Consider the following 13,942-nt stretch of genomic DNA (forward strand, 5'->3'; position numbering starts at 1 on the left):
ACGTGTAAATCGACCAGGTTTCCGGAGGCACGATGACGAAGTGGGTATATTCCTTCGGCGGCGGAAGCGCCGAGGGCTCGCGCGACATGCGCAATCTTCTCGGTGGCAAAGGCGCCAATCTTGCAGAGATGGCCAATCTCGGCCTGCCGGTGCCGCCGGGCTTCACCATCTCCACCGAAGCCTGCAACTGGTTCTACGCCAATGGCCGGCAGATGCCGGAAGGCCTGCACGAACAGGTCGCCGAAGCGCTGGCGAAGCTTGAGAAGCTGCAGGGCAAGACCCTCGGCGGCGCACCGATGCCACTGCTTCTGTCGGTGCGCTCGGGGGCGCGCAGCTCCATGCCGGGCATGATGGACACGGTCCTCAATCTCGGCCTCAACGACGAGAGCGTTCAGGCGCTCGCCGAAAGTGCCGATCCGCGTTTCGCCTACGATTCCTATCGCCGCTTCATTCAGATGTACTCGGACGTCGTCCTCGGCGTCGAACATCACGATTTCGAGGCGATCCTCGAGCAGGAGCGCGAGGCCCGCGGCTTCGAAACCGACACGCAGCTTTCCGCGGAAGACTGGCAGGTGGTGATCGAGCGCTTCAAGGCTCTCGTCATCGAGGTCAACGAAGGCCCCTTCCCGCAGGATCCGCAGGATCAGTTGTGGGGTGCGATCAGCGCCGTTTTCTCCTCCTGGATGAACAACCGCGCCATCACCTATCGCAAACTGCACGACATCCCGGAGAGCTGGGGCACCGCCGTCAACGTCCAGGCGATGGTGTTCGGCAATATGGGCGACACCTCGGCGACAGGCGTGGCGTTCACGCGCGATCCGTCGACGGGTGAGAAGGCGCTCTATGGCGAGTTCCTCGTCAATGCGCAGGGCGAAGATGTCGTCGCCGGCATCCGCACCCCCCAGTATCTGACGGAAAAGGCCCGTGTTCAGGCCGGCAGCGATGCCCCGTCGCTCGAAACGCTGATGCCGGAATCCTTCAAGGAATTCTGCGCGCATGCGGACCGCTTGGAACGCCATTACCGCGATATGCAGGACATGGAGTTCACGATCGAACGCGGGACGTTGTGGATGCTGCAGACCCGCAACGGCAAGCGCACCACCCATGCGGCCCTCAAGATCGCCACCGGCATGGCCGAGGAAGGTCTGATCACCCAGGAAGAGGCGGTGATGCGCATCGAGCCGACATCGCTCGACCAGCTCTTGCATCCCACGCTCGATCCCAAGGCTGAACGCAACGTCATCGCGCGCGGCCTGCCCGCCTCGCCGGGGGCTGCCAGCGGCGAGATCGTGTTCACGCCGGACAAGGCCGACCTCCTCACCAAAGAAGGCCATCAGGTCATCCTGGTGCGCATGGAAACGAGCCCGGAAGACATTCAGGGCATGGTGTCCTCGCGCGGCATCCTGACCTCGCGCGGCGGCATGACGAGCCATGCGGCCGTCGTCGCCCGCGGCATGGGCAAACCCTGCGTCTGCGGCGCCGGCTCGCTCAAGATCGACCACAAGGCCGGCACCATGATGGTGCTCGGCAAGGTCTATAAGGAAGGCGACGTCATCACCATCGACGGCTCCACCGGAGAGGTGATGGAGGGTGCCGTCGCGATGCTGCAGCCGGAAGTCTCCGGCGACTTCGCCACCTTGATGAAATGGGCCGATCAGGCCCGCCGCCTCGGCGTGCGGGCAAATGCCGAAACACCGGAAGATGCGCGTGCGGCGCGCGATTTCGGGGCGGAAGGCATCGGCCTGTGCCGCACCGAGCATACCTTCTTCCAGGACGACCGCATCATCGCCATGCGCGAGATGATCGTCGCGGAAGACCGGGAGGCGCGGCGCGCCGCGCTTGCCAAGCTTCTGCCGCTGCAGCGCCACGATTTCTTCGAGCTCTTCAAGACGATGCGCGGCCTGCCGGTGACCATCCGCCTCCTCGATCCGCCCCTGCACGAATTCCTGCCCAAAGGCGAAAAAGAGATCGAAGAGGTTGCAGCGGCGATCGGCACGGAACCGTCCCGCCTGCGCGAGCGCATCATCGAATTGACGGAAGCCAATCCGATGCTCGGCAGCCGCGGCTGCCGGCTCCTGCTCCTGCATCCGGAGATCACGGAAATGCAGACCCGCGCCATTCTGGAGGCGGCTCGCGATGCCGCCCATCAGACCGGCGAACCTGTGATCCCGGAGATCATGGTGCCGCTCGTCGGCATGCTGCCGGAACTCGACAAGGTGAAGGAGGTCATCGACCGCACGGCCGAAGAGGTGAACGCCGCCAGCGAGATCAAGATCACCTATACGGTGGGCACCATGATCGAGCTGCCGCGCGCCGCCATCCGGGCGCGGGAGATCGCCCAGAGCGCGCAGTTCTTCTCCTTCGGCACCAACGATCTGACGCAGACGACCTACGGCATTTCGCGTGACGATGCGGCCTCCTTCCTCGGCCATTATCAGGAGATCGGGCTGATCGAGAAGGATCCGTTCATCACCCTCGACACCGAGGGCGTGGGGGCGCTGATTGCGCTCGCCGTCAAGGAAGGGCGCGTGACGAAGCCGGATCTCAAACTCGGCATTTGTGGCGAGCATGGCGGCGATCCCGCCTCAATCCGTTTCTGCGAAGAAGCGGGTCTCGACTACGTGTCGTGCTCTCCTTATCGCGTCCCGGTTGCACGGCTCGCCGCCGCCCAGGCGGCCCTTGGCAAAAAAGCAACAAGCTGAATCTTCTTTCCGCATGCAAGGCTGGGGCAAGGAATTGTCAACTTCTTGCCCCATTCCGACGCGATACGGCAGCCTCGTCGGATGGACCTCTGGGGCAAAGGGGGGATCGTCGGGCAGACGGGTCGGCTGCCAAGTGGAGCGACCCGATTAACCGGTTGTAAACCGCGATTTGTTTTTCTCGTTCGTGAGGACGGGAGCGGAACGCGAGCGATTCGCGCGGCGAAAACGCTTGTGCCCGACAAAGAGGTTTCTTCATGGCAGTATGGCGCGGCGTAGGAAGGACTTGGCGTTCCGCATCGACAGCGGGACTGCTCGGTCTGGGCGCCCTGGTCGCCGCGACGTCGCCAATTGCCTATCAGGATGCTGCGGCCATGATTTCGGGCGATCTGCCCGACCAGCGCTGGCAGACCCGTCTTGAGGCGATGTCCGTCGGCAACATTCAGAACGCATCGCTCACACCCGGATCCGGCCTGGGCGATGCCCGCACCATCCCGGTGCCGGCGCTCGGCAAGGGTGCGGAAGTCGCCGTTCCGAGCCCGGAAGGGCCGCTCACCACCGAAACCGTCAATCGCGACCGCAAGGGCGATCTCTTGATGACGCGCTCGCCGGTCGCGCGCAAATCCGACAAGCTGCCGGCCGCCGGCCAGCTTTGGAACATGGACGACATCTTCTCTTCGCGCGACGGCCAGGATCTGCCGAAGGTCGCGTTCGCCAATGCGTCCGATGAGGATATGGCGGGGCTGATGGTCGCCTACTCCCACTTCATGCAGAAGCACGAGACGACCACGCAGGACAACGGCATCTTGCTCGCGCGCAGGGACAGCATTCCCGCCGACGCCGCGCTCGTGGCTTATGCTCCCACCGGAGACGGCCTCGATGCACCGTTCGACGCCGTCATCGGCTCGGCCCCCGCGACGGGTCAGCTTGGCGATCTCGGCACGCCGCGCGTGAAGCCGGAAGAAACACCGTCGCTCTGGGACTGGATGCGTGGTCGCCACCGCACCAAGCCGGAGCATGCCTGGATGCTCAACACGCTGCCGGAAAGTGTCAAAAGCGAAAAGGAACAGGCCTGCCTGTCGCGCGGCGTCTATTTCGAGGCCCGCGGCGAGAGCAAGCTCGGCCAGATCGCCGTCGCTCAGGTGATTCTCAATCGGGTGAAGAACCCGGCCTATCCGAACACGATCTGTGGCGTCGTCTATCAGAACAAGAACTGGCGCAATCGCTGCCAATTCTCATTTGCCTGCGACGGGATTCGCGACCGAATCCGATCGCCCTCGGCCTATGAGCGCGCCAAGCAGGTCGCGCTCGATGTGACCGAGGGAAAAGCATGGCTCGAGGAAGTGGGCGATTCCACCCACTACCATGCCACCTATGTCCGCCCCCGCTGGGCGAGCAGCATGAAGCGCACCGACAGGATCGGCCGCCACATCTTCTATCGAACCTATGGCGGCGGCTGGAGCTGATCCAACCTATCAACGTCGTGCCGCCGGCTTCGTTCCGCCCCCACCGATTTTTTTTAAGAGCCAGATTTCTGAGAGCCGTTTGGGTAGCCCTGCCGACAGACGACAGAGCCAGCCCCGATTCTAAAAGGTCTCTTTGCGTGTGCGCTCTTCCGCTCAGCTCTCGCGGGCGAAATTGACGCTCACTTTGCCGAGTTCACCGAAATCGCCGGTCACCGTGGAGCCGGGTTCCGGCACCACAATGCCCATGGTCGTTCCGGTCAGCACCCAATCGCCTTCCTGAAGCTGCAGACCCCGCTCGGCGAGCCGTTCGGTCAGCCAGAGAAGCGAATTGAGCGGCCCACCCATGACGGCTGCCCCCGAGCCCTTGTTCGTAACGACGCCATCGCGGAGCCCCGAGACAGCCACCTCGGCAAGATCGTGGTTTTCCCAGTCCTTCACCTGCGGACCCAACACGAAGGCACAATGGGCACCGAAATCCGCAAGAACCGCCGGATAGCGCGTCAGGCCCTCACCTTCCGTGCGGCGGCCCGCGACTTCCAGCGCGAGATGACAGGCCGCAACCGCCTGGCGCAGGCTCGCCGGATTGGGCTTGGTATCAAACACCGGATAGGTCTCGCCAATGCGGAAGGCGAACTCGCATTCGACGCCTCGGTAGTGCTTCTTCCAAACGAGGGTGGTGCCGTCGCGGCTGAGATCGCTCTCGACCATGGGCGCAAACCACGGGCCTGGCGCACCGGTCGCCTTCTGCGCCGCCTCGCTCGTTGACCCGACCTTGTAGCCGATCCGGCGCCCGCCATAGAACACACCGGCGGCAGCCAGGATATCTTCAGCAGCCTCGGCCTGATCGATGGCCGTGATATCAACGGCTGCATATTCTCCCGACACCCGCGCCGCAGCCAGCGACTTGGCGATATCCTCTTTGTTCATCCCAACTCCAATTCAGAATCTCTCAAAAGCAAGATAAGGTCTTTTCGTTTTCCGCGGCGGAAAGTCTCAGGCTATCCTCGCTTTCTTTGCGGGATAGGCCTCATGACGATGCGCGGTCAATCTGCCGGCTCAGGCAATCTGGTGTCCGGCACCGGACATGCCGCCCTGCCATGGGCGATCATCCTTGCCGGTTGCACGGTGGCGCTTCTCACCTTCGGGCCGCGCTCGGCCATGGGCTTCTTCCAGATCCCGCTTCTCACGGACCGGGGTTGGGACCGCACCACCTTCGGGCTCGCGATGGCGATCCAGAACATTGCCTGGGGCCTCGGCCAGCCTTTCTTCGGGGCGATGGCGGACCGCTTCGGCACGGCGCGGGTGCTCGTCGCGAGCGCTCTCCTTTACGCTGCCGGCCTCGTCGTCATGGCCTATTCGCCGGCGCCCTTCTGGCTTCATATCGGCGGCGGCGTGCTCGTCGGTCTTGCGGTTGCAGCCGGCTCCTTCGGCGTCGTCATGGCAGCCCTTGCCCGCCGCGTGCCGCCGGAACGGCGCTCCTTCGTCTTTGGTCTGGCGACCGCCGCCGGCTCTTTCGGCATGTTCGCCTTCGCACCGATTTCGCAGGCGATGATCGATGCGCTCGGCTGGTCGGACGCCCTGATCGGTCTCGCCATCTTGATGGCACTCATTCCACTTGCCGCGATCCCCCTGCGCGGCCAGCCGCGCCATCAGCTCAAGCCGGGAGAGACCGAGCAGAGCGTCGCCGAAGCCCTCACCCAGGCCCTGCGCCACCGCAGCTTCGTGCTTCTGTTCTGCGGCTTCTTCGTCTGCGGCTTCCAGGTCGCCTTCATCACCGCGCATTTTCCGGCCTATATCGCCGATCTCGGCCTGTCGCCGCGCTGGGCGGTGATCGCGATCAGCCTGATCGGCTTCTTCAACATCATCGGCTCGATCGCCTCCGGCGCCATCGGCGAGCGCCACTCGAAGCCGATCTTCCTCGCGCTGATCTATCTCGCGCGCTCACTCGCCATCACGATCTTCCTCTTGGCACCGCCCAGCCCCGCTTCGGTGGTCATCTTCTCCGTGGTGATCGGGCTCTTGTGGCTGTCGACGGTGCCGCCCACCAATGCGCTCGTCGCCATCATGTTCGGCACGCGCCATCTCGGTCTTTTGGGCGGGATCGTCTTCCTCTCCCACCAGGTCGGCTCCTTCCTCGGCGTCTGGCTCGGTGGCTATCTCTACGACAAGACCGGCTCCTACGACGAAGTCTGGTGGCTCGGCGTGGGGCTCGGGCTGTTTGCGGCCATCGTGCACTGGCCGATCCGCGAGCAGGCGGCCGAGCCGCGTTTTGCCTCGTGACGGCAAGCTGATCGGACAGCGAAAACCTGCCTCCCTCTTGTCCCCTTGCGCGGCGGCCTCATCTGCGCAACGTGACCGCGACAACAGGGAGATCCCCCCATGGCCGAAACCTTCAAAGCCATCCTGATCGATCGGGACGAGGACAAGAAGCAGTCTCTATCGCATGTCGATCTGACGACCGACGACCTCATGGAAGGCGACACGCTCGTCCGCGTCACGCATTCGACGGTGAACTACAAAGATGCGCTCGCCGTCACCGGCAAGGGTCCGGTCATTCGGCGCTGGCCGATGATCCCGGGCATCGATCTCGCAGGCGAGGTCGTCTCCTGCGATACCGGCGCCTTCAAGCCCGGCGACCGTGTGATCCTGAACGGTTTCGGCCTGGGTGAAACGCATTATGGCGCCTATGCCGGGATGGCGCGGGTGAAGGCCGACTGGCTCATCCGCCAACCCGAGACGCTCTCGGCGGCAGAGGCGATGTCGGTCGGCACGGCCGGCTATACGGCGATGCTGTGCGTCATTGCCCTTGAGCGCCATCAGATCACCCCGGATCGCGGTCCAGTCGTCGTCACAGGCGCCACCGGTGGGGTCGGCTCCGTTGCGACCGCTCTTCTCGGCAAACTCGGCTATCACGTGATCGCCTCGACCGGGCGCAGCGAAGAGGCCGATTATCTGAAGAGCCTCGGCGCCTCCGAGATCATCGACCGCAAGGAGCTCTCCGAACCCGGCAAGCCTCTCGGCAAGGAGCGCTGGGTCGGCGGCGTCGATGCTGTCGGCTCCGTGACCCTCGCCAATGTGCTCGCGCAGACGAAGTACGGCGGGGCCGTCGCCTGCTGCGGCCTTGCCGGCGGCATGGATCTCCCAGCCTCCGTCGCACCGTTCATCCTGCGCGGCGTCTCGCTTCTCGGCATCGATTCGGTGATGGCTCCGAAAGCGATCCGCGAACTCGCCTGGCAGCGGATTGCGAGCGATCTCGACCGCGAGAAGCTCACCTCGATCACACGCGAAATCGCATTTTCCGATATCGAGCAGGCGACGTCCGACCTCCTCGCCGGCAAGGTGCGCGGCCGGCTCGTGGTCAATATCGCGTCGTAGCCAGCTAACGAGCGGTAACCAAATTGGGCCTCATGTGTTGTGGGAGGCGTCGTGTCTTCCGTGAGGCCCAAAATTGCCCTCGTTCCACCCGGTTGTGGCGGTTCCCGCCCGCAATGAAGAAGAACGCCTGCCACAGCTGATCGGAGCTCTCGCCCGGCAGACCTGGCTTGCCGGCGGGCACCGTCTGCCCGTCGTCATCGTCTGCAACAATTGCACAGACGCCTCGGCCGCCGTCGCACGCGCGGCCGCGGCGAGCGCCCCGCACATCGCGCTCAGGCTCATCGAAGTGACGCTCACGGGCAGCGACAACCATGTCGGCATTGCCCGCCGCATGGCGATGGAAGAGGCCGCAGCCAGCGGTGCCACCGTCATCCTGACGACCGATGCCGACGCGAGGCCCGCCCCCGATTGGGTGCTCGCCAATCTGATCGCGCTGCGCAAGGGTGCCGATATCGTCGCCGGCCACCTCGTGGGCGACGAGGAGGAAGAACGAAGGCTCGGCCCCGGCTTCATGCGGCGCGCCCGGCTCGTCGCCCGCTACCAGGAACTTCTCGACCGTCTCGCAGCCCTGATCGATCCCCTGCCCTACGATCCCTGGCCGCGCCACTCGGACCATACAGGCGCCAGTCTCGCACTGCGGACGGAGCTCTATCGCGACCTCGGAGGTCTCCCCGCTGTGCCCCACCGCGAAGACCTCGCGCTCGTCAGCCGCGCCCGAGCGCAGGGCGCCCGGCTCAGGCATGCGCCGGAAGTGGAAGTCATCGTCTCGGCGCGTCTTGAAGGCCGCGCGAAGGGCGGCATGGCCGATTGCATTGCCGCCTGGCTTGAGGAGGAAGAAGCCCACCGGCCTCTGCTTGTGGAAGCGCCGGAACGTGCCGAGGCGCGCTTCCGGCTTCGTCGCCGCCTGCGGGACCTCGCAGCTGCCGACGGCACCTGGCGGAACGCTTCGACGGAGCAGACGCTTTCCAACCTGCCGGTTTCGGCGGCCGAACCACCTCTTGCGCTGATCGAAAGGCTGGCCGGCGACGAGCCGGACGCGCCGCGCACCATGCCGGTCGAAGAGGCACTGTCCTACCTTGAGGAGCGACTGAACCATGCTGCAAACAGCTTCGCGGCCTGAGCGCGCGCCCGATCAGTCCGAACCGCTCGATCTTGGCACACTCGCAACCAAAATCGGCGCCGAAGCGGCCCGCCACGACGCGGCAGGCTCGTTTCCGGCGGAGGGTTTCGCCATCCTCGCCGAGGCGGGTCTCCTCTCCGGGCCGCTTCTGTCGGCGGAGCGGATGGAGGATCTCCTTTATCTGCTTGCCGCCGTCGGGCGCGGCGATCTCAATGTCGGGCGCATCTTCGAAGGCCATGTGAACGCGCTGCAGCTCATCGCGCTGTTCGGCTCCAAGGCGCAAGAGAGCCATTACCAGGCAGAGGCGAGACGCGGTCGCATCTTCGGCGTCTGGAACACGGACGCGCCGGGCCAGCCGCTCACGCTCGAAGATGGTGCATTCGTCGGCGCCAAGAACTTCGCCTCGGGCGTCGATGGTCTCTCGCACGCCATCGTCACGGTCGAAGAGCCGGGAGGCCGGCAAATGCTGATCGTGCCGGTCGGTGACAGGCCGGTCGATCGCAACTGGTGGCGGCCGCTCGGCATGAAGGCTTCCGGCAGTCACGTCGTCGATTTCTCGGGCGTCGAGGTCGCACCGGAATGGTTTCTCGGCCGGCCAGGCGATTATGTGCGCCAGCCCTGGTTTTCCGCCGGCGCCATCCGCTTTGCTGCCGTTCAGCTCGGCGGAGCGCATGCCGTTCTCGATGCCGCCCGCGCGCACCTGACACGCACGGGACGCGCGGATAACCCCTATCAGACGCACAGGCTCGGCGAGATGGCGCTTGCGATCGAGGGCGGCTACGGCTGGTTCGCCCGCGCGGCCGCGGCCTGGTGCCGGGGTTGCCTCGGGACGCCCGCGGACGCCGAACAGGCGCAGGCGATCGCCACCGCCAATGCCATGCGCCTTGCCATCGAAAGGCTCGCCATGGAGGTGCTCGCGACAGCGGAGCGTGCTGTCGGCGCGGCGGGGCTGATGCAGCCGCACCCGCTGGAGCGGCTCGACCGCGATCTCAGAACCTATCTCCGACAGCCCAATCCCGACGGCGCGCTCACGGCCGTGGGCGAGGCGCTTACCGAAGAACGCTTCGTCCTCGGGAAACCTCCTCGCGACATCCGTTGCGACTGAGGTACGAATGACGCCGCGCGCTGCAATCGATCCGGACGGGTTTGAAGCGAAATTCCGCCACGACATCGACCCCTGGCGCTATCGAAGCTCATCCTTTGAAGAAATGAAGCGCCGCGATCTCGTCGCTGCGGCCGGCAGCGGGCCTTATGCCCGCGGGCTGGAGCTCGGCTGCGCCATCGGCGTGACGAGCCGGGCGCTCGCCCCTCTCACGCTCCGGCTTCTCGCGCTCGACGCCTCGCCGACGGCGCTTGCCGAAGCGAGACGAGACTGTGCCGACCTCGCCTCCGTCAGCTTCCGCAAGGCGGTGTTGCCGCACGATCTGCCGAGGGGCGAATTCGACCTCATCGTCGCCTCGGAGATCGCCTATTATCTCAGTGAAAGAGCCCTTCGCCGACTGGCCGCGGAGCTTCCGGCCCGCCTTGCGCGCGGCGGGCGCATCGTCCTCGTGCACCATGTGCGGCCTTTTTCGGACGCGGCGGTGCATCCGGCTCTCGCGCACGGAGTCTTGCGGAAAACTCTCGAGCGGCAGCTTGTGCCTGTGTGGCACAAAGCCCGGGCACATTACCGGGTGGATGCGCTCATCCGCCCGTGACGCCCGCCGCGATCGCGCTTTCGGCTATTCCTTCAGGACCGTCGTGATGTCCGGCGCGTCGACCGCCTTCATGCCGACGACGTGATAGCCGGCATCGACATGATGCACTTCGCCGGTGACCGCACGTCCCATATCGGAGAGGAGGTAAAGCGCCGACTGGCCGACATCGTCCGGTGTGACGGTGCGGCGGAGCGGGGCGTTGCACTCGTTCCACTTCAAGATGTAGCGGAAATCGCCGATGGCGGAGGCGGCCAGCGTCTTGATCGGGCCGGCGGAGATCGCGTTGACGCGAATGCCGGACGGGCCGAGATCGACGGCCAGATAGCGCACGCTCGCCTCGAGCGCCGCCTTGGCCACGCCCATGACGTTGTAATGCGGCATCACCTTTTCCGCCCCGTAATAGGTGAGCGTCAGGATCGAGCCGCCATTCGTCATCAGCTTCTCGGCGCGCTGCGCCAGCGCCGTCAGCGAGTAGCAGGAGACGTAGAGCGATTTGTTGAAGTTCGCCTCGGTCGTGTCGAGATAGCGGCCGTCGAGCTCGTCCTTGTCGGAATAGGCAACCGCATGGACGAGAAAATCGAGGCCACCCCATTCTTCGCGGATCGTCTCGAAAATGGCGTCCATCGTCGCGCCGTCCGTCACGTCGCAATGGCCGACCACCAGCGCGTCGAGCTCTTTGGCAAGCGGTTCCACACGCTTCTTCAGAGCGTCGCCCTGATAGGTGAGCGCAAGCTGCGCCCCGGCGTCGCGCGCTGCCTTGGCGATGCCCCATGCAATGGATCGATTGTTGGCGATTCCGAGGATCAGTCCACGTTTACCCGCCATGATGCCGTTTGCTGCGGTCATATTTCTTCCGTTTGCTTTGCCCTTCGCGACGCCCGGCGCCCCATGAACGCTGCCGTAATGGCACGGGATTCTGAGTGCCGCAAGCAGGGCTTCACCTCCTGACGCCAGCTGCTAATGTCGCTGCGATGAACGACACCCCGACCCAACAGGCCGTCGTCTCGGCCCTATCTGCCATCGTCGGCGAGACGCATGTCCTCACCAGGCCTGAGGAAACACGGCCTTATTGTGTGGAATGGCGCGATCTCTATTTCGGCGTGCCGGCGGCTGTCGTCCGGCCGGCGTCGCCCGATGAAGTCGCAGGCATCCTGCGCTTTGCCAACGAGACCGGCGTGCCGATCGTGCCGCAGGGCGGCAATACCGGGCTCGTAGGGGCCCAGGTTCCGGACGAAAGCGGTCGCGAAGTCGTTCTGACGCTCGAAAGACTGAAAGCGATTCGCGACGTCGACCGCGACGGGGCAACCCTCGTCGCCGAGGCGGGTGTCGTCTTGGAAGAGATCCAGAAGGCCGCGGCCGAAGCGGGTCTGTTCTTTCCTCTGTCGCTCGGCGCACAGGGCTCCTGTCGCATCGGCGGCAACATCGCCACCAATGCCGGCGGCACGGGCGTACTCGCCTACGGCAATACCCGCGATCTCGTGCTCGGCCTCGAGGTGGTCATGGCCGACGGCACCATCTGGAACGGGCTGCGCCGCCTCAGGAAAGACAATACCGGCTACGATCTGAAACAGCTTTTCATCGGATCGGAAGGCACGCTCGGCGTCATCACGGCGGCGTCCCTCAGGCTCTTTCCCGCTCCCAAGGGCCGCGCCGTCGCCTTTCTCGCGGTCGAAGATCCTGAGACCGCCCTCACACTGTTTCGCCGGTTTTCGCAGACAGCCGGCTCGGCTCTCACCGGCTTTGAGCTGATGCCGCGCCTCGGGATCGATTTCGTGCTCAGGCACCAGGAGGGCACGCGCGATCCGCTTGAGGCCCCCTATCCATGGTACTGCCTCGTCGAGATTTCCTCCGGTCGCAGCGAGGCGGAGGCGAGCGAGCTGATGGAGACGACGCTCGAAGCCGCGTTCGAGGCGGAGGAAGTGCTCGATGGCGCCCCGGCAGCCTCCCTCGCCCAGGCGGCCGAGTTCTGGCACATCCGCCACACGATGAGCGAAGTGCAGAAGAAGGAAGGCGGCTCCATCAAGCACGACGTCTCCGTGCCGGTCGCCAAGATCCCCGAATTCTTGAAGCGTGCGTCGGCGGCCGTCATAGAGGCCGTGCCCGGCGCGCGCCCCCTGCCCTTCGGCCATCTCGGCGACGGCAACATCCATTACAATGTGAGCCAGCCCGTCGGCGCCGACCGTGAGGAATTCCTCGCCCGCTGGGACGAGGTGAATACGGTCGTTCACGGCATCGTCGGAGAGCTGTCCGGCTCGATCTCCGCCGAGCACGGTATCGGACGGCTGAAACGCAAACTCCTCGCGGAGGTCAAAAGCGGGATCGAGCTCGACCTCATGCGCCGGATCAAGACGGCCTTCGATCCGAACGGCATCCTGAACCCGGGACGCATGCTGTGACGTCGCTTTCGATCGCTGAGTTCGACAGCGGCGATATTGGGGGCAAAGACGAGGACGCGCTTGTCGCCCTTTTCGAGCGCGCCGGCCTGACCCGCCCCTGGAACGACCCACGCCAGGATATCCGCTTCGCCCTTGCCGCACCGGCGAGCACGATCCTCGTCGGGCGCCGGCCTGAGGACGATCACCTCGTCGCCTCAGTGATGGTCGGCCATGACGGGCATCGTGGCGCCGTCTATTACGTCGCGACCGACCCCGATTGGCGTGGCCAGGGTTTCGGCCGGGAGATGATGGCGGCGGCCGAGGCATGGCTTGCGGCAAAAGGCATCTGGAAGCTCAACCTGCTCATCCGTGGTGATAACGAAGTCGCCAAAGGCTTTTACGAAGCGCTCGGCTTCCACGCCCAGGACCGCATCTGCATGCAGAAAGAAATCCCGTCGGCGGAAAAGCCACAAGCCGATTAAAGCAACCGCTGCTGCACCGGCCTTGCCGGTGGCGCCTCCTCTTCCTCCGACACCGGCTCGATCAGACCCGGATCGTCGTCGGCGACACGGTTGACCCGTCGCGAGACCGGTGTCGCCTGCAATGTCTCCGCCCCGAGATCGGTGAGGATCGACAAGGCCGCATCGGTCGTCTCCTCGCCCGAAAGCCACAGCGCAAAATTCTCCGGCGCGATCATCGCCGGGCGCCGATGATGCACCTCGTCGAGCGGCGCTTCGGCCGCGACCGTGATGATGGCGGCGGTGTCGATCTCGCTTCCGTCCGTGCCGATCCAGGTTTCCCAGATCCCGGCGAAGGCGACCGGCCCGCCCGCCTTGGGCGCGATCCAATAGGGTTGCTTCGGGCCTTTGCCGCGCGCCTGCCATTCGTAGAACCCAGAGGCCGGGACGAGGCAGCGGCGCCTGCGAATGGCGTTGCGAAACGCCGGCTTTTCGCGGATATCCTCCGCCCGCGCATTGATGAGGAGCGGAAAGCGCGTCGTGTCCTTGACCCAGGACGGCAGGAAACCCCAGCGCATGGGGACGCCTTCGACGCCGTCGAAGCCCTGGCGGATGACGACGATCGGCTGCGTCGGGGCGATGTTGTAGCGGGGCGGCAGGAGACGCTCGTCGAAAACGGCGAGGTTGAAAAGCTCCTTGATGACGTCGGCCGGCATGGCCAGAACGAAGCGTCCGCACATAGGCTCTGTGTA

At 65.0% G+C, this 13,942-nt stretch carries 12 protein-coding genes; 9 read left to right on the plus strand and 3 right to left on the minus strand.

Annotated elements, in window-relative coordinates; genetic code table 11:
• Positions 1-32: 32 nt before the first annotated feature.
• Both ppdK and L0F51_RS11970 read left to right on the plus strand, forming a co-directional pair.
• The gene (ppdK, locus tag L0F51_RS11965) at positions 33-2,702 is read left to right on the plus strand and encodes a pyruvate, phosphate dikinase (RefSeq protein WP_234629468.1); all 2,670 of its coding nucleotides are present in this window, start codon (positions 33-35) and stop codon (positions 2,700-2,702) included.
• A 254-nt stretch (positions 2,703-2,956) separates the two neighbouring features.
• Positions 2,957-4,165 carry a cell wall hydrolase gene (locus tag L0F51_RS11970; RefSeq protein ID WP_234629469.1) on the plus strand — a complete coding sequence of 403 codons (1,209 nt, stop codon included), beginning with the start codon at positions 2,957-2,959 and terminating at the stop codon, positions 4,163-4,165.
• A gap of 153 nt (positions 4,166-4,318) precedes the next feature.
• On the opposite strand, the gene L0F51_RS11975 is transcribed toward L0F51_RS11970, so the two are convergent.
• On the minus strand, positions 4,319-5,092 hold the full coding sequence (locus L0F51_RS11975; RefSeq protein ID WP_128292403.1) for a 2-keto-4-pentenoate hydratase: 774 nt from the start codon (positions 5,090-5,092) through the stop codon (positions 4,319-4,321).
• Between the two features lie 108 nt (positions 5,093-5,200).
• Here L0F51_RS11975 and L0F51_RS11980 point away from each other — a divergent pair, with 108 nt between their 5' ends.
• The 5 genes from L0F51_RS11980 (at position 5,201) to L0F51_RS12000 (ending at position 10,357) form a co-directional block, all read left to right on the plus strand.
• On the plus strand, positions 5,201-6,445 hold the full coding sequence (locus L0F51_RS11980; protein WP_234630332.1) for an MFS transporter: 1,245 nt from the start codon (positions 5,201-5,203) through the stop codon (positions 6,443-6,445).
• Between the two features lie 99 nt (positions 6,446-6,544).
• Positions 6,545-7,540 carry an MDR family oxidoreductase gene (locus L0F51_RS11985; RefSeq protein ID WP_234629470.1) on the plus strand — a complete coding sequence of 332 codons (996 nt, stop codon included), beginning with the start codon at positions 6,545-6,547 and terminating at the stop codon, positions 7,538-7,540.
• Between the two features lie 73 nt (positions 7,541-7,613).
• A complete protein-coding gene (locus L0F51_RS11990; RefSeq protein ID WP_234629471.1) occupies positions 7,614-8,660 on the plus strand; it encodes a glycosyltransferase family 2 protein in 1,047 nt (348 codons plus the stop codon).
• The gene (locus L0F51_RS11995) at positions 8,635-9,765 is read left to right on the plus strand and encodes an acyl-CoA dehydrogenase family protein (RefSeq protein WP_234629472.1); all 1,131 of its coding nucleotides are present in this window, start codon (positions 8,635-8,637) and stop codon (positions 9,763-9,765) included. Before L0F51_RS11990 ends, L0F51_RS11995 begins: the two co-directional genes overlap by 26 nt.
• Before the next feature lie 7 nt (positions 9,766-9,772).
• Positions 9,773-10,357, plus strand: coding sequence for a class I SAM-dependent methyltransferase (locus L0F51_RS12000; RefSeq protein WP_234629473.1), 585 nt, complete (start codon positions 9,773-9,775; stop codon positions 10,355-10,357).
• 24 nt (positions 10,358-10,381) lie between these two features.
• Here the strand turns inward: L0F51_RS12000 and fabI are convergent, their stop codons facing one another.
• The gene (gene fabI / locus L0F51_RS12005) at positions 10,382-11,203 is read right to left on the minus strand and encodes an enoyl-ACP reductase FabI (protein WP_234629474.1); all 822 of its coding nucleotides are present in this window, start codon (positions 11,201-11,203) and stop codon (positions 10,382-10,384) included.
• A gap of 125 nt (positions 11,204-11,328) precedes the next feature.
• On the opposite strand from fabI, the gene L0F51_RS12010 reads away from it, so the two are divergent.
• Complete coding sequence (locus L0F51_RS12010; protein ID WP_234629475.1) at positions 11,329-12,753, plus strand: FAD-binding oxidoreductase; 1,425 nt, start codon at positions 11,329-11,331, stop codon at positions 12,751-12,753.
• Positions 12,750-13,214: a GNAT family acetyltransferase gene (locus tag L0F51_RS12015; protein WP_234629476.1), complete on the plus strand. Its 465-nt coding sequence runs from the start codon at positions 12,750-12,752 to the stop codon at positions 13,212-13,214. Before L0F51_RS12010 ends, L0F51_RS12015 begins: the two co-directional genes overlap by 4 nt.
• On the opposite strand, the gene L0F51_RS12020 is transcribed toward L0F51_RS12015, so the two are convergent.
• Positions 13,211-13,930 (minus strand): SOS response-associated peptidase, encoded by a 720-nt coding sequence (locus tag L0F51_RS12020; RefSeq protein ID WP_234629477.1) that lies wholly within the window; start codon positions 13,928-13,930, stop codon positions 13,211-13,213. The genes L0F51_RS12015 and L0F51_RS12020 overlap by 4 nt on opposite strands.
• Positions 13,931-13,942 lie beyond the last annotated feature (12 nt).

It is taken from the genome of Afifella sp. H1R (assembly GCF_021462425.1).
Lineage (GTDB): Bacteria > Pseudomonadota > Alphaproteobacteria > Rhizobiales > Afifellaceae > Afifella > Afifella aestuarii.

What these genes read in the sequence shown, in the direction of transcription:
- L0F51_RS11970 (WP_234629469.1), top strand. Translation starts at nt 2,957, where the DNA reads ATGGCAGTATGGCGCGGCGTAGGAAGGACTTGGCGTTCCGCATCGACA.
- L0F51_RS12020 (WP_234629477.1), bottom strand. Translation starts at nt 13,930, where the DNA reads ATGTGCGGACGCTTCGTTCTGGCCATGCCGGCCGACGTCATCAAGGAG.
- ppdK (WP_234629468.1), top strand. Translation starts at nt 33, where the DNA reads ATGACGAAGTGGGTATATTCCTTCGGCGGCGGAAGCGCCGAGGGCTCG.
- L0F51_RS11980 (WP_234630332.1), top strand. Translation starts at nt 5,201, where the DNA reads ATGCGCGGTCAATCTGCCGGCTCAGGCAATCTGGTGTCCGGCACCGGA.
- L0F51_RS11985 (WP_234629470.1), top strand. Translation starts at nt 6,545, where the DNA reads ATGGCCGAAACCTTCAAAGCCATCCTGATCGATCGGGACGAGGACAAG.
- fabI (WP_234629474.1), bottom strand. Translation starts at nt 11,203, where the DNA reads ATGACCGCAGCAAACGGCATCATGGCGGGTAAACGTGGACTGATCCTC.
- L0F51_RS11995 (WP_234629472.1), top strand. Translation starts at nt 8,635, where the DNA reads ATGCTGCAAACAGCTTCGCGGCCTGAGCGCGCGCCCGATCAGTCCGAA.
- L0F51_RS11975 (WP_128292403.1), bottom strand. Translation starts at nt 5,092, where the DNA reads ATGAACAAAGAGGATATCGCCAAGTCGCTGGCTGCGGCGCGGGTGTCG.
- L0F51_RS12010 (WP_234629475.1), top strand. Translation starts at nt 11,329, where the DNA reads ATGAACGACACCCCGACCCAACAGGCCGTCGTCTCGGCCCTATCTGCC.
- L0F51_RS12000 (WP_234629473.1), top strand. Translation starts at nt 9,773, where the DNA reads ATGACGCCGCGCGCTGCAATCGATCCGGACGGGTTTGAAGCGAAATTC.